We start from the raw sequence: 17801 nt of genomic DNA, 5'->3' as shown, positions 1-17801 counted from the left end.
TCAGCCCATCGATGCGCTATTCGGTCGAAATCAGAAAGTTTTTCTACAGCCAGTACTTTTTCGGCGGCCTGCGGATCGCGGTCGGCGTCTCGCTGCCGGCCGTGCTGTGCCTGATCGTGTTTCACAACCGGGAGCTCGGCTTCACGATCTCGACGGGCGCGCTCGGCGCCTGCGTCGTCGACATGCCGGGCCCGCTCAAGTACAAGCACAACGAAATGCTCGCTTGCAGCGTGATCGGTTTTCTGGCCGCGCTCGCCACCGGCCTCGCGACACCGAACATCTTCGTGCTGTGGCTCACCATCGTGCCGCTCACCTTCGTGCTGTCGCTGATCGTCGTCTACGGCAACCGCTGGCCGCAGATCAGCTTCGCGACGCTGTTCATGATGGTGATGACGCTCGAGGAGAAGTTTACGCCGCTGCAGGCGTTCATCAACGCCGGCTGGATCCTCGCGGGCGGCCTCTGGTACACGTACTGGGCCACGCTCGTGTCGCAATGGCAGGCGCGCCGGATCGAGCAGCAGGCGCTTGCCGAGAGCCTGTTCGCGTGCGCCGACTACCTGCTCGCGCGCGCGCAGTTCTACGATCTCGATGCCGATCTCGACGAGTGCTACCGCAATCTCGTCGCCAAGCAGATCACGGCGGTCGAAACGCAGGAAACCGCGCGCGACATCGTGCTGCGCAACCTGCCGAAGCTGCGGCGCGGCAAGCTCGACCCCGGCCGCACGACGATGTACAACCTGTTCATCAACAGCGTCGACCTGCACGAGCTGTTCGTCGGCGCCCACACCGACTACCCGCTGGTGCGCAATACGTTCGGCGGCTCCGATCTGATCATTTTCTACCGCGACCTGATCCGCAAGGCGGCCGCCGATCTCGAGGAGATCGGCCTCGCGGTGCTCGAGAACCGCGCACCGCATTCGCGGATCAGCGTGAAGGCCGAGCTGCGCGCGATCGAGTACGAGATCGAGCTGATGCGCAAGAAGAACTTCCCGGCCACCAACGCGGAAGCTTACGCGGCCGTGCTGGCCACGTTCCGGCGCATCTGGAGCGCGACGCGCCTGATCGACCGGATGCGCCGCAACCTGTCGGGCCACGCCGATCCGCAGCAAACCGAACTGAAGATCGACAAGGCGCTCACGCGCTTCCTGCAGCGCCGCCGGATGTCGCCGCTCCTGATCTTCTCGAACCTGAACATGCGCTCGCCGAGCTTCCGCCACGCGCTGCGCGTGACGATCGCGGTGGCGGTCGGGTTCTGGCTCGGCCGGCTGCTGCCGCTCACGAACGCGTACTGGATCGTGATGACCACCATCATCATCCTGAAGCCCGGCTACTCGCTGACCAAGCAGCGCAACGCGGCGCGTATCGTCGGTACGCTGATCGGCTGCGCGGCGAGCGTCGCGCTGATCTACACGGTCAAGGATACGCACCTGCTGATCGCGATCATGTTCGGGTCGATGGTGATGAGCTACAGCCTGCTGCTGTTCAACTACGCGGCGAGCGTCGTGTTCACGTCGTCCTACGTGCTGCTGATGTTCCACCTGCTCGCGCCGGGCAGCATGCGGATCATCGGCGAGCGCGCGATCGACACGGTGGTCGGCTGCATGATCGCGATCGCCGCGAGCAGGCTGTTCCCGTACTGGGAATACCGGCTGATGGGCAAGCAAGTTGCCGACATGCTCACCGCCACCCGCAAGTATTTCGAGGCGGTGTGGCGCGCCGGGCGCGGCATGTCGCCGCCGCCGGTGCCGGCCGCCGACGGCGCGGCCGTCGTGCCGGTCGTCGCCGCAGCCATCGAAACCCCGGCCACGACCCTCGACGACGACTACCGCTACCGGCTCGCGCGCAAGGACGTACACATCGCATTCGCGAATCTCGGGCAGGCGTTCCAGCGGATGATGATCGAGCCGAAGGCGCACCAGCGCTTCGTGCCCGAACTGAACGACCTGCTCGTGCAGACGCACGTGCTCGGCGCACAGATCACGGCCGCCGCGCCGCTGATCCGCGCGGCCTGCGCGGCCGACGGCAGCATCCTCCACGACGACGCGCTGCATCGCGGCCTCGCCGCCGTGCTCGACAATCTCGAGAAGGCCGAAGCAGGCGAGCCGCCGCCCGCCGACCAGCTCGACGCGTCGAAGCAAATCACGCGTGATCTCGACGCGATGGTCGTGTCCGCGGAGAAATCCGATGCGGTGGGTGCCGAGCTCACGCACGACCTGAAGGTGCTCGCGCACCAGTGCAAGCAGATGCTGGCTTCGTCGCTGCTGATCCGCAAGGATGCGAGCGTGATCCGCCTGCCCGCCTGAGCGCGGCTCTACCCCGCCGGTGGCCGGCCCGCGCATGCCGCGGATCGGCCCCGGCGCTCTCCGATTCAACGATCCCCGAAGCATGACCCGCCCGTTCCATGCGGCCTGCGCCCTCGAAGCGCGTCCGGCCAGCCCCCTGTTGCGCCCGTCGCGCCAGTCAGGGAATACCCGATTCCGGTCACCCGGCCCGGCTTGTTATCATTCGTTCACATTTAAGTTGTATAGACAACTTGAGCCAATCGGATCGGCCCCGCTCGCCCGGTCCGTCGCATAACGATATCGGAGACACGATGAAAAACTTGCAGCGCCATCTGAGCGCGCGGCACATCCGCTTCCTCGCGCTGGGGTCGGCGATCGGCACGGGCCTGTTCTACGGTTCGGCGTCCGCGATCCAGCTCGCGGGCCCGGCCGTGATCCTGGCGTACATCCTGGGCGGCGCGGCCGTCTACATGGTGATGCGCGCGCTCGGCGAGATGGCCGTGCGCGACCCCGTCGCAGGCTCGTTCGGCCACTACGCGACCGAGAACCTCGGCCCGTTCGCCGGATTCGTCACCGGCTGGACCTACACGCTCGAAATGGTGATCGTCGCGATCGCCGACATCACCGCGTTCGGCATCTACATGGGGTTCTGGTTTCCGGATGTCCCGCAATGGATCTGGGTGCTCGGCGTGGTCGCGATCATCTGCGGGCTGAACCTGTGCCACGTGAAGGTGTTCGGCGAACTCGAGTTCTGGCTGTCGATCATCAAGGTCGGCGCGATCATTGCGATGATCGGCGGCGGCGTCGCGATCCTGCTGACCGGCATGCACTTCGGCCACTCGGCCGACGTGCCGACGTTCGCGAACCTGTGGAACCATGGCGGCTTCCTGCCGAACGGCGTCGGCGGGCTGATCGCGTCGCTGTCGGTCGTGATCTTCGCGTACGGCGGGATCGAGGTGATCGGCATGAGCGCCGGCGAGGCGAAGGATCCGGAGCGCGTGATTCCACGCGCGATCAACGCGGTGCCCGCGCGCATCCTGCTGTTCTACGTGCTGACGATGGTGGTGCTGATGTCGATCAGCCCGTGGACGGGTGTCGGCAACGACGGCAGCCCGTTCGTGCAGATCTTCTCGGCGCTCGGCGTGAAGTCGGCGGCGACGATCCTCAACCTGGTCGTGATCAGCGCGGCGATCTCCGCGATCAACAGCGACATCTTCGGGGCGGGCCGGATGATGTTCGGGATGGCGCGCCAGGGCCAGGCGCCGGCCGTGCTGATGACGACGTCGCGGCACGGTGTGCCATGGGTCACGGTGCTCGTGATGGCGGTCGCGCTGCTCGTCGGCGTGCTGCTCAACTACCTGATGCCGAAGGACGTGTTCCTGATGGTCGCGGCGATCGCGACGTTCGCCACCGTATGGGTGTGGCTGATGATCCTGCTGTCGCAGGTCGCGATGCGCCGCCGGCTGTCGAGCGCCGAAGTCGCGGCGCTGAAGTTCAAGGTGCCGTTGTGGCCGGTCGCGCCGGCACTGACGATCGCGTTCATGGGCTTCGTGATCGTGATGCTCGGCTGGTTCGAGGACACGCGCGTCGCGCTGTATGTCGGCGCGGCCTGGCTCGCGCTGCTCGCGGCCGTGTTCTACGCACGGATCCGCCCGAAGTTCGCGCCTGCGTCACGTTGACGCGCAACTGACTGCATACGCGGTGCGCCGGTTCCGGCGCCCGCTTCTCTCCCGGCTCCGCGCGGCTTCCAGCGCGCCAACCGCCGCGGATTCATCCCCTTTGCATGCCCCCTGCGTGCGCGGCCCGCCGGGCCGCGCATCGGCACGTCAGTGCGACGCCGCGCTCGCGGCCTCCGCCGGATGGGCCTCGTCGTACGCGTGCTTCTGCGAAATCGCGTTGTACAGGATCGTCCCGATCACGAGCAGCACGGCCACGACGATCAGGATGCTCACGTTGCGGACAGGGTTCTTCTTGCGCTGATCGTTCATGGTCGGGGCGACTCCGTCAAATTCATCGAAGCGGGCATTCTACGCGCTTGCGCGCCCGCTGCGACGCGCCGTTGCCGATCCCCATCCTCCGTCTCCTCCCGCCCGCCGCAAGCTTTCATTTGGTAATCGTTCCCATTTCGATCTAGAATCTCCAGTCTTTCATTTTGTAATGTTCCAGGCAGTTCGTGCGGCAGGCGCGCCCCGGAACGCTCCCTTCGTCCACCTGCCCCTTCCGGAGTCTTCATGTCGAATCCGCGCACCCGCCTGCTGCCGATTGCCGGCGCCCTCGCCCTTGCCGCCGCCGCATTCGCGCCGCTGGCCCAAGCGGCCGAGGAAGTGAGCCTGTACACCACCCGCGAACCGAAGCTGATCCAGCCGCTCATCGACGCGTTCACGAAGCAGAGCGGCGTCAACGTCAACACGGTGTTCGTGAAGGACGGCCTGCTCGAACGCGTGAAGGCGGAAGGCGCGCAGTCGCCGGCCGACGTGCTGATGACGGTCGACGTCGGCAACCTGCTCGATCTCGTCGACGGCGGGCTCACGCAGCCGGTGCGCTCGAAGGCGCTCGACGACGCGATTCCCGCGAACCTGCGCGGCGCGAACGGCGACTGGTACGCGCTGTCGCTGCGCGACCGCGTGCTGTACGTCGAGAAGGACCTGAAGGTCGATGCGTTCCGCTACGAGGATCTCGCCGATCCGAAATGGAAAGGCAAGGTCTGCATCCGCTCGGGCCAGCACCCATACAACACGGCGCTCGTCGCGGCGATGATCGCGCACGATGGCGAAGCGGCGACCGAGAAGTGGCTGCGCGGCGTGAAGGCGAACCTCGCGCGCAAGGCGACGGGCGGCGACCGCGATGTCGCGCGCGACATCCTCGGCGGCATCTGCGACGTCGGCCTCGCGAACGCGTACTACGTCGGTCACATGAAGAACGCGGAGCCCGGCAGCGACGCGCGCAAGTGGGGTGACGCGATCAAGGTCGTGCGGCCGACGTTCGCGAACGCGAAGAGCGGCGGCACGCACGTGAACATCAGCGGCGCGACGGTCGCGAAGCACGCGCCGCACAAGGCCAACGCGGTGAAGCTGCTCGAGTACCTCGTGTCGCCGGAAGCGCAGGCGCTCTATGCGCAGGCGAACTACGAATATCCGGTGCGCGCGAACGTGAAGCTCGACCCGGTGATCGCCAGCTTCGGCACGCTGAAGATCGACCCGCTGCCGCTGGCGGACATCGCGAAGCATCGCAAGCAGGCGAGCCAGCTCGTCGACAAGGTCGGTTTTGACAACTGACGCGACCCTCGCCGGCGCGCGCCGGCCGCGCGTGCTGCCGCGCGCGGGCAGTCTGTGGCTGCTCGCGGCGCTGGCGATCGCCGCGGCGGTCGCGGCGCCGCTCGCGGTGCTCATGGCCGCCGCGTTCGACGCCGATCTCGCGCACTGGCGCCATCTCGCCGAATTCGTGCTGCCGCAGGCGCTCGTCAATACACTGCTGCTGCTCGCGGGCGTCGGCGCAATCGTGTCGATCGTCGGCACGGGCTGCGCGTGGCTCGTCACCGCGTACGACTTTCCCGGGCGCCGGATGCTGACGTGGGCGCTGCTGCTGCCGCTCGCGGTCCCCACCTATATCGTCGCGTTCGCCTATCTCGACCTGCTGCACCCGATCGGCCCCGTACAGGGCGCGGTACGCTGGCTGCTCGGCTTCGACAGCCCGCGGCAGTTCCGCCTGCCCGACCTGCGCTCGCTGCCCGGCGCGATCTTCGTGCTCGGCTTCGTGCTGTATCCCTATGTTTACCTGAGTACGCGCGCGATGTTCGTCACGCAGTCCGCGAGCCTGCTCGAAGCCGCGCGCACGCTCGGCGCGGGACGCGTCGCCACGTTCTGGCGCGTCGTCGTGCCGCTCGCGCGGCCCGCGATCGCGGTGGGCGTGAGCCTCGCGCTGCTCGAAACGCTGAACGATATCGGCGCGTCGGAATTCCTCGGCGTGCAAACGCTGACCGTGTCCGTCTACACGACGTGGATCACGCGCTCGGATCTCGCCGGCGCCGCGCAAATCGCACTCGCGATGCTCGCGATCGTCGTCGGCATGATCGTGCTCGAGCGCTACGGGCGGCGGCGCCAGCGCTACGCGCATGGCCGGCGCATGCGACCGATCGCGCCGCGCCGCCTGACGGGCACGGCCGCATTCGGCGCCGCCTTGCTGGGCTGGCTGCCCGTGCTGCTCGGCTTCGGCGCGCCGGCCGCGTACCTCGCGGTCGAGACGGCCAAGCGGCTGCATCTGGTCGGCGGCGTATCCGCACAACTGATGACGGGGCTCGCGAATACGCTGACGATCGCCACCGCCGCCACCGTCGCGACGCTCGCGTGCGGGCTCGTCGTCGCATGGGCCGCGCGCGCGCAACGCGACAGCGCTCGGGCGGGGCCGGCCCGCGTGTGCGCGAGAATCGCGAGCCTCGGCTATGCGGTGCCCGGCACCGTGCTCGCGATCGGCCTGCTGATCCCGTTCGCGGCGGCCGACCGGCTGTTCGGCGCGGCGCTCGGCCGCGACGGGCTGCTGCTGATGGGTTCGACCGCCGCGCTCGTGATCGCCTACACCGTGCGCTTTCTCGCGATCCCGGCCGGCAGCATCGAGGCCGGCCTCGCGCGCATTCCGCCGTCGCTGGAACAGGCGGCCCGCTCGCTCGGCGAAACGGCCGGCGGCACGCTGCGCCGCGTGCACCTGCCGCTGCTGCGGCCCGCGCTCACGACGAGCGCGCTGCTGGTGTTCGTCGACGCGATGAAGGAATTGCCGGCGACGCTGTTGCTGCGCCCGCTGAACTTCGACACGCTCGCGACCTGGCTGTATGCGGAAGCCGCGCGCGGCACCTACGAGGAAGGCGCGGTCGCCGCGCTCGCGATCGTGCTGGCCGGGCTCGTGCCCGTGATCCTGCTCGCCCGCACCCGCCACAAGATCGGAGCCTGACACCGTGAACCTGCTCGAACTCGATGACCTCTGCCTCGCCTACGACACGCCGCACGGCCGCCGCACCGTGGTCGACGGGCTGAGCCTCGCGCTGCCGCGCGGCGACATCGGCTGCCTGCTCGGCGCGTCCGGCTGCGGCAAGACCACCGTGCTGCGCGCGATCGCCGGCTTCGAGCCGGTCCGGATGGGGCGCATCGTGCTGGACGGCGTGCCCGTCGCGGCGCCGTCGCTCGACGTGCCGCCCGAACGGCGGCGCATCGGCATGATGTTCCAGGACTACGCGCTGTTCCCGCACCTGAGCGCGGCGGACAACGTCGCGTTCGGCCTGCGGCGCATGCCGAAGGCCGAACGGCGCCTGCGTGTCGCGGAAATGCTCGAACTCGTCGGCCTCGCCGATTCGGGCGGCGCGTATCCGCACGAGCTGTCGGGCGGCCAGCAGCAGCGCGTCGCACTCGCGCGTGCGCTCGCGCCGTCGCCGGAGCTACTGCTGCTCGACGAGCCGTTCTCGAATCTCGACGTCGATACCCGCGAGCGGCTCGCGTTCGAACTGCGCGACATCCTGAAACGCACGGGCCACACCGCGATCCTCGTCACGCACAACCAGGCCGAAGCGTTCGCGATCGCCGACCGGATCGGCGTGATGAAGGACGGCCGGCTCGCGCAATGGGATACGCCGTACGCGCTGCATCACCATCCGGCCAGCCCGTTCGTCGCGGATTTCGTGCGCCGCGACGCGCTGGCCGACGAACGCGCACGCGCACTGGCGCGCGGCCGCTGAACTCGCGGGCGCGATGCGCGCGCCCGCGTCGTTTCATCGCCGCGTTTCGTTGCCGCGTTTCGTTGCCGCGTTTCATCGCCGCGTTTCGTTGCCGCGTTTCGTTGCCGCGTTTCGTTGCCGCGTTTCGTTGCTGCGTTTCGTTGCTGCGTTTCGTTGCTGCGCTTCGTTGCTGCGCTTCGTTGCTGCGCTTTATTGCTGCGTCAGGCCGGCTCGGCAAGATCGCGCACGGGCAGCGCGGTCGAATACTTGATCTGCTCCATTGCGAACGACGAACTGACGTCGAACAGCGGCACCGCACGAATCAACTGTTTGTACACGCGGTCGTAATCGTCGATGCCGGCCACCACGACGCGCAGCAGGTAATCGGTCTCGCCGCTCATCCGGTAGACCTCGACCACTTCCGGCATGTCGCGCACGGCCTGCGTGAAACGCTGCGCCCATTCCTCCGTGTGCTGGTTGGTGCGGATCGCGACGAACACGGTCGTGCCGACCCCGAGCTTGCGCGGATCGCACAGCGCAACCTGCGCGCGAATCGCGCCGGTTTCCTTGAGCCGCTGCACGCGCTTCCAGCACGGCGTCTGCGACAGGTTCACGCGCTGCGCCAGTTCCGCGATCGGCAGCGTGGCATCCGCCTGCAACAGCTCCAGCAGCTTGCGATCGATGGCGTCCATTTCTCCAGTCCCTCGTAGATAGAAATTTATTCTATTCATCCTGCACAACGGGGAACAATATGGAAACGGCTTTGCCGCGTCGACCGGTATAAATACCGATCCGGTACGCGCGCGAAGCGAGCGAACCCTCCGCCTCGCCGCATGCGCCAAATGAGACAGGCGATCCCGCCCGTGAAGGTGGAATCGCCTGGCGTTTCTGCACGGTGCAGCCGCCCCTGCGCTCACGCGCCACGGGCCAGCGTCAGCGCACCGTTCAATACGCGACCGTCGCGATCTCGCGCACGAAGCTGTCTTGCTCGAGTGCGTCGACGAACGCGATCGCGTAGTCTTCCGCCGAGATCTTGCTGTTGCCTTGTGCGTCCACGATCAGCTTGCCGACGCCCGTGCGGAACGTACCCGTGCACTCGCCCGGGGCGATCAGCGCGGCCGGCGCGAAGAACGTCCAGTCGAGATCGCCAACCGTCTTCAGGTAGTCGAGCGCGTCGCGGTGTGCGAGCGCGACCGCCTTGTATGCTTCCGGGAAACCTTCGCTGTCGACGAGCTGCTTGCCCGGCGCAACTTCGAGCGAACCGGCGCCGCCCACCACGACGAGCCGCTTCAGCCCCGCCTGGCGCGTGCCGGCGACCAGCGCCTTCGCAGCTGCGACGACCTTCGCCGCATCATCCTGCTTCGGACCGTACGCGCTCGCGACGACATCATGGCCCGGCAGTGCGGCCGCAATGCTGGCCGCGTCGAACAGGTCGGCCGCCTTCGCGGTAATGCCGTCGGCGGCTGCACCCGGATTGCGCGACAGTGCCGTCACGCGATGGCCGCGTCGTGCAGCTTCCGCGGCGATGCGCGAGCCGATCGTGCCGGTGGCGCCGAACAGCGCGATATTCAAGGTACGTTGCGTCATATCGATTCTCCAGTAAGAAAAATATGTAACATAGTTAATTACATATAAGACCGAAAAAAACGGGGCAAAGCCCCCGTCGCGCCGGTCGCCGCGCCTCTCGCGCCGTCCGGCTTCCTGCCCTGCCGCCTTTCACCCGCCGGCGCGTGCCGCCTGCTGCGTGCGCTGCTCCAGATCCAGCACGTCGGCCGTGACGTCGGCCAGCGTGCGCGTACCCAGCGATGCTTCCATCGCCCGCTGCGCGTCGCCGATGTAGCCGATCAGCGCGCCCTGGATGTGCCGCCCGACGAGACACGCGGGATTCGGCGCCTCACGGTGCAGCGCGAACAGTTGCGCATCGTCGACCGCCCGATACACGTCGAGCAGCGTGATCGCGCCTGGCTCACGCGCCAGCAGCGCACCGCCGCCCGCGCCCAGTTGCGACGTGGTCAGCCCTGCGGCCGCCAGCATCGACAGCAACCGGCGGATCAGCGCCGGATTCGTGTTCACGCTGCCCGCGATGATGTCGGACGACAGCGGCACGCCTTCCTGCATCGACAGCAAGGCAAGCACGTGGACGGCAAACGCGAACCGGCTGCTGGTATTCATTCCTCACTCACTTGACGACGCCGGCCCATCCCGCAGCCGGCGACATGTGTAACCATCATAATTACATTTTGCGGATCATGCAAGCCCGCGTCATTCTCCGCTCGCGGGCTTGGCGCCCGGCGCGTTCTGCTGGCTCCACTGCTGGAGCTTCTTGCCGGCTTCGGCGATCTTCGCGCCGGCTTCGGAAGCAGCATGCGCGACGACCGCGGACGCGGCCGCGTCGATCTGTGCCTGCGCGGCGGATGCGAGGCCGCTCGCGGACAGCGGCGGCACGGCCGATGCGGCGGACGCGATGCCGGCCTTCGCGGCGTTGAGCTGCTGGTTGACGGTGCTCGCCACCTGATCGAGCGCCTTGGCCGCATTGTTCGCGGCATCGGCGGCCGCGCTCGCGGCCGTATCGGGTTGCGTGGCCGGCGCACCGGACTTCTCGCAGCCCGCGAGCAACAGCAGCGCACCGGCGGCCACGGCCGCCAGCACGGCCCCGGGCACGCGACGCGCCCGCGAAGTCTTCATGTTCATCAGCAATCTCCGGCCGCGCGCCGCGCGGCCTCGTGGTTGGACCGACGTCGATGATACCGCCTGTGGCACTGGGCCAATCGCGCGCCGTGATTAAAAATGGCTTTCAATTTCGGACTCGTCTGATTTAATCGCACACGCGAGAACATTAAAGTGGGCACGCTTCAATCCGCTTTGGACGTGCCCCTTTTTCTCATGGATTTCCTCGTCGACTGGTTCATCGCCCTGGCCGCCGTGCTCGCCGCCACCCTGTTCCTGTGCCTGCGCCCGCCGTCGGCGCGCCGCCTGGCCGAATCCGGGCGCCCGCGCCGCGTCGCGTCCGCGCGCCTGCTCACGCAGGCCGTGATCGGCTTCTGGACGGCCGCGCTGATCGTCGCGGAAGGCATTCTCGGCCCTACCGCCGACGGCCAGTCGCTGGCGGGCTTCGCGGCACTCGCGTTTGCCGCGCTCGGGCTGACGACCGTCGCCGCCTACTGGTCGGCGTGCGCGCTGCGGTTGCGCCGGCCGCCGCTGCTGTTCCCGCGCCACTGACGCGCCGCAACGGTGCGCGGCAACGCACCACCGCGCACCAGTTCCGCACGCGCCGCACCACACGCGTGCACCCGGCATCACGTCACATCCGCACCGGCCGCGCCCCCTTCCCGTGCACGATTCACCGGATTGCCGCACCACACCGTGGTGAAGCACCAACTCCACGCAGTCGTTCACCAAGTTGGCTCGATACTTGCGTTCCTTGCCCGTTTTTTGCGCAAGGAAGCCACGGCATGGTTGGTCTGAAATCCGGCGTCGACACACTGTTCCTGTTGATCGGCGCCGTCATGGTGCTCGCGATGCACGCGGGCTTTGCTTTTCTCGAACTCGGCACGGTCCGCAAGAAGAACCAGGTCAACGCGCTCGTGAAGATCCTGGTCGACTTCTCGGTGTCGACGCTCGCGTATTTCTTCATCGGCTACACGATCGCGTACGGTGTCGAGTTCTTCGACGACATCGGCACGCTGTCGCAGCACAACGGCTATGCGCTCGTGCGCTTCTTCTTCCTGCTGACCTTCGCGGCGGCGATTCCCGCGATCGTGTCCGGCGGCATCGCCGAGCGTGCGAAGTTCAATCCGCAGCTCGTCGCGACGCTGATCATCGTCGGCTTCATCTATCCGTTCTTCGAAGGGATCGCCTGGAACGAGCGCTTCGGCGTGCAGGCCTGGCTCACGCACGCGTTCGGTGCGCCGTTCCATGATTTCGCGGGCTCCGTCGTCGTGCACGCGTTCGGCGGCTGGGTCGCGCTGCCCGCCGTGCTGCTGCTCGGCGCGCGCCACGGCCGCTATGCGAAGGACGGCAGGATCGCCGCGCACCCGCCGTCGAACATCCCGTTCCTCGCGCTCGGCGCGTGGGTGCTCGCGGTCGGCTGGTTCGGGTTCAACGTGATGAGCGCGCAGACGCTCGACAAGATCAGCGGCCTCGTCGCGGTGAACTCGCTGATGGCGATGGTCGGCGGCACGCTCGCCGCGTGGATGGCCGGCCGCAACGACCCGGGCTTCACGTACAACGGGCCGCTCGCGGGCCTCGTCGCCGTGTGCGCCGGCTCCGACGTGATGCACCCGATCGGCGCGCTCGTCACGGGCGCCGCGGCCGGCGCGCTGTTCGTCGCGATGTTCACCTGCGTGCAGAACAAGTGGCGCATCGACGACGTGCTCGGCGTGTGGCCGCTGCACGGCATGTGCGGCGCGCTCGGCGGCCTCGCGGCCGGCGTGTTCGGCCTGCCCGCGCTCGGCGGCCTCGGCGGCGTGTCGTTCATGTCGCAGCTCGTCGGCACGCTCGGCGGCATCGCGATCGCGACCGCGGGCGGCACGCTCGTCTACGGCGCACTGAAAGCGACCGTCGGGCTGCGCCTCGACCGCGAAGCCGAGTTCGACGGCGCGGACCTGTCGATCCACCGCATCTCGGCAACGCCCGAACGCGATTGAGCGGCTGACGAACGCCCGACGCGTCATTACGTTTTCAATTCAAAAAACTTTCATCGAGCGTCCTTACACTTCCGTCCAGTTTTCAATATGCCTTCGCGAAGCTTGCCGACCGCCTGCTCTCCGCGAAGGCCATTCTTCCAACAACTGAAACTGGACTCCACATGCCCGCGTTGCCCAATACTTCCCGTCGTCAGGCCCTGAAGATCCTCGCCGGCGCGCCGATGCTTCCGCTTTCCGGCCTCGCGCTGCCGGCCCTGCTGACGGGTTGCGGCGGCGACGACAATCCGGCGTCGACGCCGGCCCCGGTCGCCGCCGCGTACACGTCGGCGACGTTCTCGGCGATGGCCGCCCCCACGCTCGACAACGCGGCCGCGATGGCCACGACGACGGTCGGCTCGACGCTGTCGGTGTCGTTCTCGGACGGCTCGGCACGCAACTTCAAGCTGGCGTACCGGCCGTTCTTCGTGACCGGCGACCTGGTGCCGGACGGCAAGGGCGGCACGACGCTCGCGGGCGGCTACTACGACATCAACAACCAGCCGATCATCGATCGCTCGGTTGCCGGCAAGGAGCGCCAGTTCTATTCCGACTGCCCGGACGGCAGCTCGCTGCTGACGCTGAAGAACGCGAACGTGCCCGGCGTGAAGGGCAACACGGTGTTCGCCGTCGTGCAGTTCGAATACACGACGCGCGATCAGGCCAGCGCATCGCAGTACGGCCAGCTGCCGTCGCCGATCGCGGTGCTGACGCTCGACCAGGATCCGGCCAACGGCGCGCTGAAAGTCGTCAAGTACCACAACGTCGACACGTCGAAGGCGCACGGCCTGTGGATCACGTGCGGCGCGAGCCTGTCGCCGTGGGGTACGCACCTGTCGAGCGAGGAGTACGAGCCGGACGCGACGAAGGTCGCGACCGACGCGCAGTTCAAGGCGTTCAGCAAGAACACGTTCGGCGACGAGACGAAGGCGAACCCCTACCACTACGGCCACCTGCCCGAGATCACCGTGAATCCGGACGGCACGGGCACCGTGAAGAAGCACTACTGCCTCGGCCGCATCTCGCACGAGCTGATCCAGGTGATGCCGGACCAGCGCACCGTGATGATGGGTGACGACGCCACCAACGGCGGCCTGTTCATGTTCGTCGCCGACAAGGCGGCCGACCTGTCCGCCGGCACGCTGTACGTCGCGAAGTGGACGCAGACGTCGTCCGCCGGCGCAGGCGCCGCGACGCTCACGTGGATCAGGATCGGCCACGCAACCAGCGGCGAAATCGAAGCGCTCGCGAACACGCTGAAGGCGTCGGACATCATGGACCTCGCGACCACCGACCCGAACGATGCGAGCTACACGAAGATCCACTTCGGCGGCAAGTTCAACTGGATGCGCGTGAAGCCGGGGATGGAAAAGGCAGCCGCGTTCCTCGAAACGCACCGCTACGCGGCGCTGCTCGGCGGCAGCATGGCGTTCACGAAGCTCGAAGGCACGACCGTGAACGCGAAGGACAAGATCGTCTACACGGCGATGTCGCGGATCGAGACGTCGATGGTCAAGGGCAACGCGGTGTCGCGCGACGTCGCGGTCGACAAGAAGATTGCTGCCGGCGCCGTCTATGCGCTGAACCTGAAGGGCAGCCAGCGCGACACGACGGGCGGCACGATCGACAGCGAGTGGGTGCCGGTCGACATGAGCGCGCCGGCCGCGCTCGTCGGCGAGGATCTCGCCGCGGCCGACGGGCTCGGCAACCTTGCGAACCCGGACAAGATCGCGAACCCGGACAACCTGAAGTTCTCCGAAAAGCTGCGCACGCTGTTCATCGGCGAAGACTCGGGCATGCACGTGAACAACTTCCTGTGGGCGTACAACGTCGACACGAAGGCGCTGGTACGCGTGCTGTCGTGCCCGGCCGGCGCCGAATCGACGGGCCTGCACGCGGTCGACGAGATCAACGGCTGGACCTACATCATGAGCAACTTCCAGCACGCGGGCGACTGGGAATCGCCGCTGCACGACAAGGTCAAGCCGACGCTCGACCCGCTCGTGCGCGCGAACTTCAAGGACCGCTTCGGCGCCAGCGTCGGTTACCTGACGGCCGAGCAGACCAGCATCAAGCTCGCGAAGGGCTGACCCGGTCACGCGAGGCAGGTCCGCCCCCCTGGCGGGCCCCTTTCTTCATCACGTTCATTCGTCGGCGCTCCACGCCGTTTGATGCGCGATGCCCAATGCGGGCGTCGCGCTTTTTTTTGTGCATGCGAATCACGCAAAGCGCGCGCGCAAACAGACGCCGCCCGCGTTCAAACAGGGGATTTCGACGATCGGGGGGATAATACGGGCCTGACGCGTCCGGGCGGACGAGCAGAAAGACGGGCAAAAAAAAGCGCCACGGAGACCGTGGCGCTAAAAAAGTTCTAGCCATTCCGAGGGCCGTGCTAGAACCTGAGAGACTGCGCGAAACATCGTTGCCGGTTAAACTCTTGAAACGATGTTTCGAAAACGTGAGACATTCTTTCCGTTTCCGCCCGACAAGTCAAGCGGTATTTGCACCGGTTCATGCACTTTCTGGCAACGCACATTTGAACGTTTTCCTAATAAACCAAGGGTGAACCCGTAAAATCTCATCCAATGACCGGTTCGCCAGCAGAACATGCATCCTTTGACAATAGTCCTACAATTCCAACAAAATTGAAATCGAGTTTCGGAATTAGAGAGAATCCCTCGTGTCGACAACTGTAACCCCTCCCGCGTCGCGGGACCGTGAATCGTCGCCCGACGAGATCACCGCCCTCGCCCGCGGCCTCGCCGTGCTGCGCCGCATCGCGGCGGCCGACGCGCCCGTCAGCAACCGCGAGCTGACCGAACTGACCGGCATCCCGAAGCCGACCGTCTCGCGCATCACCGCGACGCTCGTCAGCGCCGGCTTCCTGTTCCAGTTGCCCGACAGCGAGCGCTTCGTGCTCACCGCGTCGGTGCTCGAACTGAGCCACGGCTTCCTGCGCAACTTCGACATCCGCGCGCGTTCTCGGCCGTTCATGATCGAGTTGGCCGAACGCACGTCGCTTTCCGTGCACCTCGCGGTGCGCGACCGGCTCGACATGGTCGCGATCGACGTGATCCGTCCACGCTCGGCCGTGCTCGTCACGCGCCTCGAAATCGGCTCGCGGATGGACATCGCGCGCACCGCGGTCGGCCGTGCGTATCTCGCCGCACTCGAGGACGACGAACGCCGCCTGCTGCTCGAGTCGCTGCGCACCACGGCGGGCGACGACTGGCCCCATGTGTCCGCCCGCCTGACCCCCGCGCTGGACGATGCGATGCGCGACGGCCACGCGATCGCGCTCGGCGAATGGCGCGAGGGCCTGAATGCCGTCGCGGCCGGTTTCGTCGGTCCGTCGGGCCAGCGCTATTCGGTGAATTGCGGTGGCGCGTCGCACCAGTGCCCGCCCGAATGGCTGCACGAACACGTGGTGCCCGCGCTGCACGAATGCATCGCGAAAATCACCCGCGAGATCGGCGGCGCACCAGCCCGTCGCATCGGCGTGTAATCGTTTCGTCATCGTACTGCCGCGTTCTGTAACGACCGTAACCCGTTGAAAGATAGACCACTGGACTGTAACGGGGACGGGACGTAGGATCATGCCCATCGTCGCGCCGCACTCGCGGTGCGCACCGCTCTTTTCCCGCGCAGACCGGCGGGGGCCCGGACCGAGCCGGGCGCCCCCTCCCCGGCACCGCTCGCCCACGCGCAGCCCAGCAGTCCGATTTCCGGCCCGCCGCGCCGTCTTCCTGACAGATCACGATGGATAACGAACAAAAGCCCACGCCCCCTTCGAAAGACCCCGCGTCGCCCGCCGCGCGGCGCCCGCGCCGCACGCTGATGGCCGGCGCACTCGCGGTCGTCGTCATCGGCGGCCTGCTGTGGTGGCATCCGTGGAACCGCACGCCGGCGTCCGGCAGCAGTGCGGGCGGTGCGGGCGCAAGCGCGGCCAGTGGCGCCGGCGGCCACCGCGGCCGTGGCGGCCCCGCCGCGATGGCGAACGTTCCGCAGCCCGTGCAGGTCGCGACCGCGACCCAGGGCGAGATGCCGATCGTGCTGTCCGCGCTCGGCACCGTCACGCCGCTCGCGAACGTCACGGTCAAGACGCAGTTGTCGGGCTACCTGCAGTCGGTCGCGTTCCAGGAAGGCCAGATCGTCAAGAAGGGCGACCTGCTCGCGCAGATCGACCCGCGCCCGTACCAGGTCGCGCTCGAGAACGCCGAAGGCACGCACGCGCGCGACACGGCGCTGCTCGCGACGGCGCGCCTCGACCTGAAGCGCTACCAGACGCTGCTGTCGCAAGACTCCATCGCGTCGCAGACCGTCGACACGCAGGCATCCCTCGTCAAGCAATACGAAGGCGCGGTGAAGACCGACCAGGCCGCGATCGATTCCGCGAAGCTGAACCTCACGTATGCGCGCATCACCGCGCCGGTGTCGGGCCGCGTCGGCCTGCGCCAGGTCGACCCCGGCAACTACGTGACGCCGGGTGATACCAACGGCCTCGTCGTGATCACGCAACTGCAGCCGATGAGCGTGATCTTCACCACGTCGGAAGACAACCTGCCGCAGATCCTCAAGCAGGTGAACGCGGGCCAGAAGCTGTCGGTCACCGCGTACAACCGCAACAACACGGTGCCGCTCGAGACGGGCTCGCTCGCGACGCTCGACAACCAGATCGACACGAGCACGGGCACCGTCAAGCTGCGCGCGAACTTCGATAACAAGGAAGGCATGCTGTTCCCGAACCAGTTCGTGAACACGCGCCTGCTCGTCGACGTGCTGCGCAACGCGACGATCGTGCCGACCTCGGCCGTGCTGACCGGCTCGATCGGCCAGTTCGTCTACGTCGTGAAACCCGACAACACGGTGACCGTGCGCAAGGTCACGATCGGCCCGGTCGACGGCGAACGCACCAGCATCGTCAGCGGCGTGTCGGTCGGCGAGCGCGTGGTGACCGACGGCTCCGACCGCCTGCGCGAAGGCGCAAAGATCTCGATCCCGGCCGACAAGCCGAAAGGCGCGTCGGGCGCACGCGGCGCCGGTGCGGCGTCGGGCGCATCGGGCGCCGGCGGCCATCGCGGCGAACACAGGCACGGCGCGTCGCAGGCAGCGGCCTCCGCGGCCCAGTAACGCGCGGGC

At 67.3% G+C, this 17801-nt stretch carries 15 protein-coding genes; 10 read left to right on the top strand and 5 right to left on the bottom strand.

Features of this window, described 5'->3' with window-relative positions; all coding sequences use genetic code 11:
* The first annotated feature begins 11 nt into the window (after window positions 1-11).
* Both C5O79_RS10540 and C5O79_RS10535 read left to right on the top strand, forming a co-directional pair.
* Complete coding sequence (locus tag C5O79_RS10540) at window positions 12-2303, top strand: FUSC family membrane protein (protein ID WP_047850471.1); 2292 nt, start codon at window positions 12-14, stop codon at window positions 2301-2303.
* A gap of 290 nt (window positions 2304-2593) precedes the next feature.
* A complete protein-coding gene (locus C5O79_RS10535; protein WP_039352275.1) occupies window positions 2594-3961 on the top strand; it encodes an amino acid permease in 1368 nt (455 codons plus the stop codon).
* Between the two features lie 147 nt (window positions 3962-4108).
* Here the strand turns inward: C5O79_RS10535 and C5O79_RS10530 are convergent, their stop codons facing one another.
* A complete protein-coding gene (locus tag C5O79_RS10530) occupies window positions 4109-4270 on the bottom strand; it encodes a hypothetical protein (RefSeq protein ID WP_006476417.1) in 162 nt (53 codons plus the stop codon).
* Window positions 4271-4513: 243 nt separating this feature from the next.
* Here C5O79_RS10530 and C5O79_RS10520 point away from each other — a divergent pair, with 243 nt between their 5' ends.
* The 3 genes from C5O79_RS10520 to C5O79_RS10510 are packed head-to-tail and all read left to right on the top strand — an operon-like array spanning window position 4514 to window position 8001.
* Window positions 4514-5557: a Fe(3+) ABC transporter substrate-binding protein gene (locus C5O79_RS10520; protein ID WP_122473720.1), complete on the top strand. Its 1044-nt coding sequence runs from the start codon at window positions 4514-4516 to the stop codon at window positions 5555-5557.
* Window positions 5558-5588: 31 nt separating this feature from the next.
* Window positions 5589-7223, top strand: coding sequence for an iron ABC transporter permease (locus C5O79_RS10515; protein WP_226148091.1), 1635 nt, complete (start codon window positions 5589-5591; stop codon window positions 7221-7223).
* Between the two features lie 4 nt (window positions 7224-7227).
* The gene (locus C5O79_RS10510) at window positions 7228-8001 is read left to right on the top strand and encodes an ABC transporter ATP-binding protein (protein ID WP_046545302.1); all 774 of its coding nucleotides are present in this window, start codon (window positions 7228-7230) and stop codon (window positions 7999-8001) included.
* 200 nt (window positions 8002-8201) lie between these two features.
* Here C5O79_RS10510 and C5O79_RS10505 read toward each other — a convergent pair whose 3' ends face one another.
* The 4 genes from C5O79_RS10505 to C5O79_RS10490 form a co-directional block, all read right to left on the bottom strand.
* The gene (locus tag C5O79_RS10505; protein WP_011351482.1) at window positions 8202-8672 is read right to left on the bottom strand and encodes an Lrp/AsnC family transcriptional regulator; all 471 of its coding nucleotides are present in this window, start codon (window positions 8670-8672) and stop codon (window positions 8202-8204) included.
* Window positions 8673-8925: 253 nt separating this feature from the next.
* Window positions 8926-9567 (bottom strand): NAD(P)H-binding protein, encoded by a 642-nt coding sequence (locus C5O79_RS10500; protein WP_131931357.1) that lies wholly within the window; start codon window positions 9565-9567, stop codon window positions 8926-8928.
* A 129-nt stretch (window positions 9568-9696) separates the two neighbouring features.
* The gene (locus C5O79_RS10495) at window positions 9697-10152 is read right to left on the bottom strand and encodes an Rrf2 family transcriptional regulator (protein WP_046545300.1); all 456 of its coding nucleotides are present in this window, start codon (window positions 10150-10152) and stop codon (window positions 9697-9699) included.
* 90 nt (window positions 10153-10242) lie between these two features.
* Window positions 10243-10671, bottom strand: coding sequence for a hypothetical protein (locus C5O79_RS10490; protein WP_122473718.1), 429 nt, complete (start codon window positions 10669-10671; stop codon window positions 10243-10245).
* 192 nt (window positions 10672-10863) lie between these two features.
* Between C5O79_RS10490 and C5O79_RS10485 the strand changes: the two genes are divergently transcribed.
* The 5 genes from C5O79_RS10485 (at window position 10864) to C5O79_RS10465 (ending at window position 17792) form a co-directional block, all read left to right on the top strand.
* Window positions 10864-11199, top strand: coding sequence for a hypothetical protein (locus tag C5O79_RS10485; protein ID WP_046545298.1), 336 nt, complete (start codon window positions 10864-10866; stop codon window positions 11197-11199).
* A 233-nt stretch (window positions 11200-11432) separates the two neighbouring features.
* Entirely contained in the window at window positions 11433-12626 is a 1194-nt protein-coding gene (locus C5O79_RS10480) for an ammonium transporter (RefSeq protein WP_047850477.1), read from the top strand.
* Window positions 12627-12787: 161 nt separating this feature from the next.
* Window positions 12788-14752: an alkaline phosphatase PhoX gene (locus C5O79_RS10475; protein ID WP_122473717.1), complete on the top strand. Its 1965-nt coding sequence runs from the start codon at window positions 12788-12790 to the stop codon at window positions 14750-14752.
* Window positions 14753-15342: 590 nt separating this feature from the next.
* Complete coding sequence (locus tag C5O79_RS10470; protein ID WP_046545295.1) at window positions 15343-16167, top strand: IclR family transcriptional regulator; 825 nt, start codon at window positions 15343-15345, stop codon at window positions 16165-16167.
* Between the two features lie 254 nt (window positions 16168-16421).
* Complete coding sequence (locus tag C5O79_RS10465; protein ID WP_122473716.1) at window positions 16422-17792, top strand: MdtA/MuxA family multidrug efflux RND transporter periplasmic adaptor subunit; 1371 nt, start codon at window positions 16422-16424, stop codon at window positions 17790-17792.
* The last annotated feature ends 9 nt before the right edge of the window (window positions 17793-17801 follow it).

This window comes from Burkholderia sp. SRS-25 (assembly GCF_004343765.1).
GTDB classification, from domain to species: Bacteria; Pseudomonadota; Gammaproteobacteria; order Burkholderiales; family Burkholderiaceae; genus Burkholderia; species Burkholderia contaminans.
Note: the sequence above shows the minus strand (reverse complement) of the source record. Positions and strands in the feature narration are given on the sequence as shown.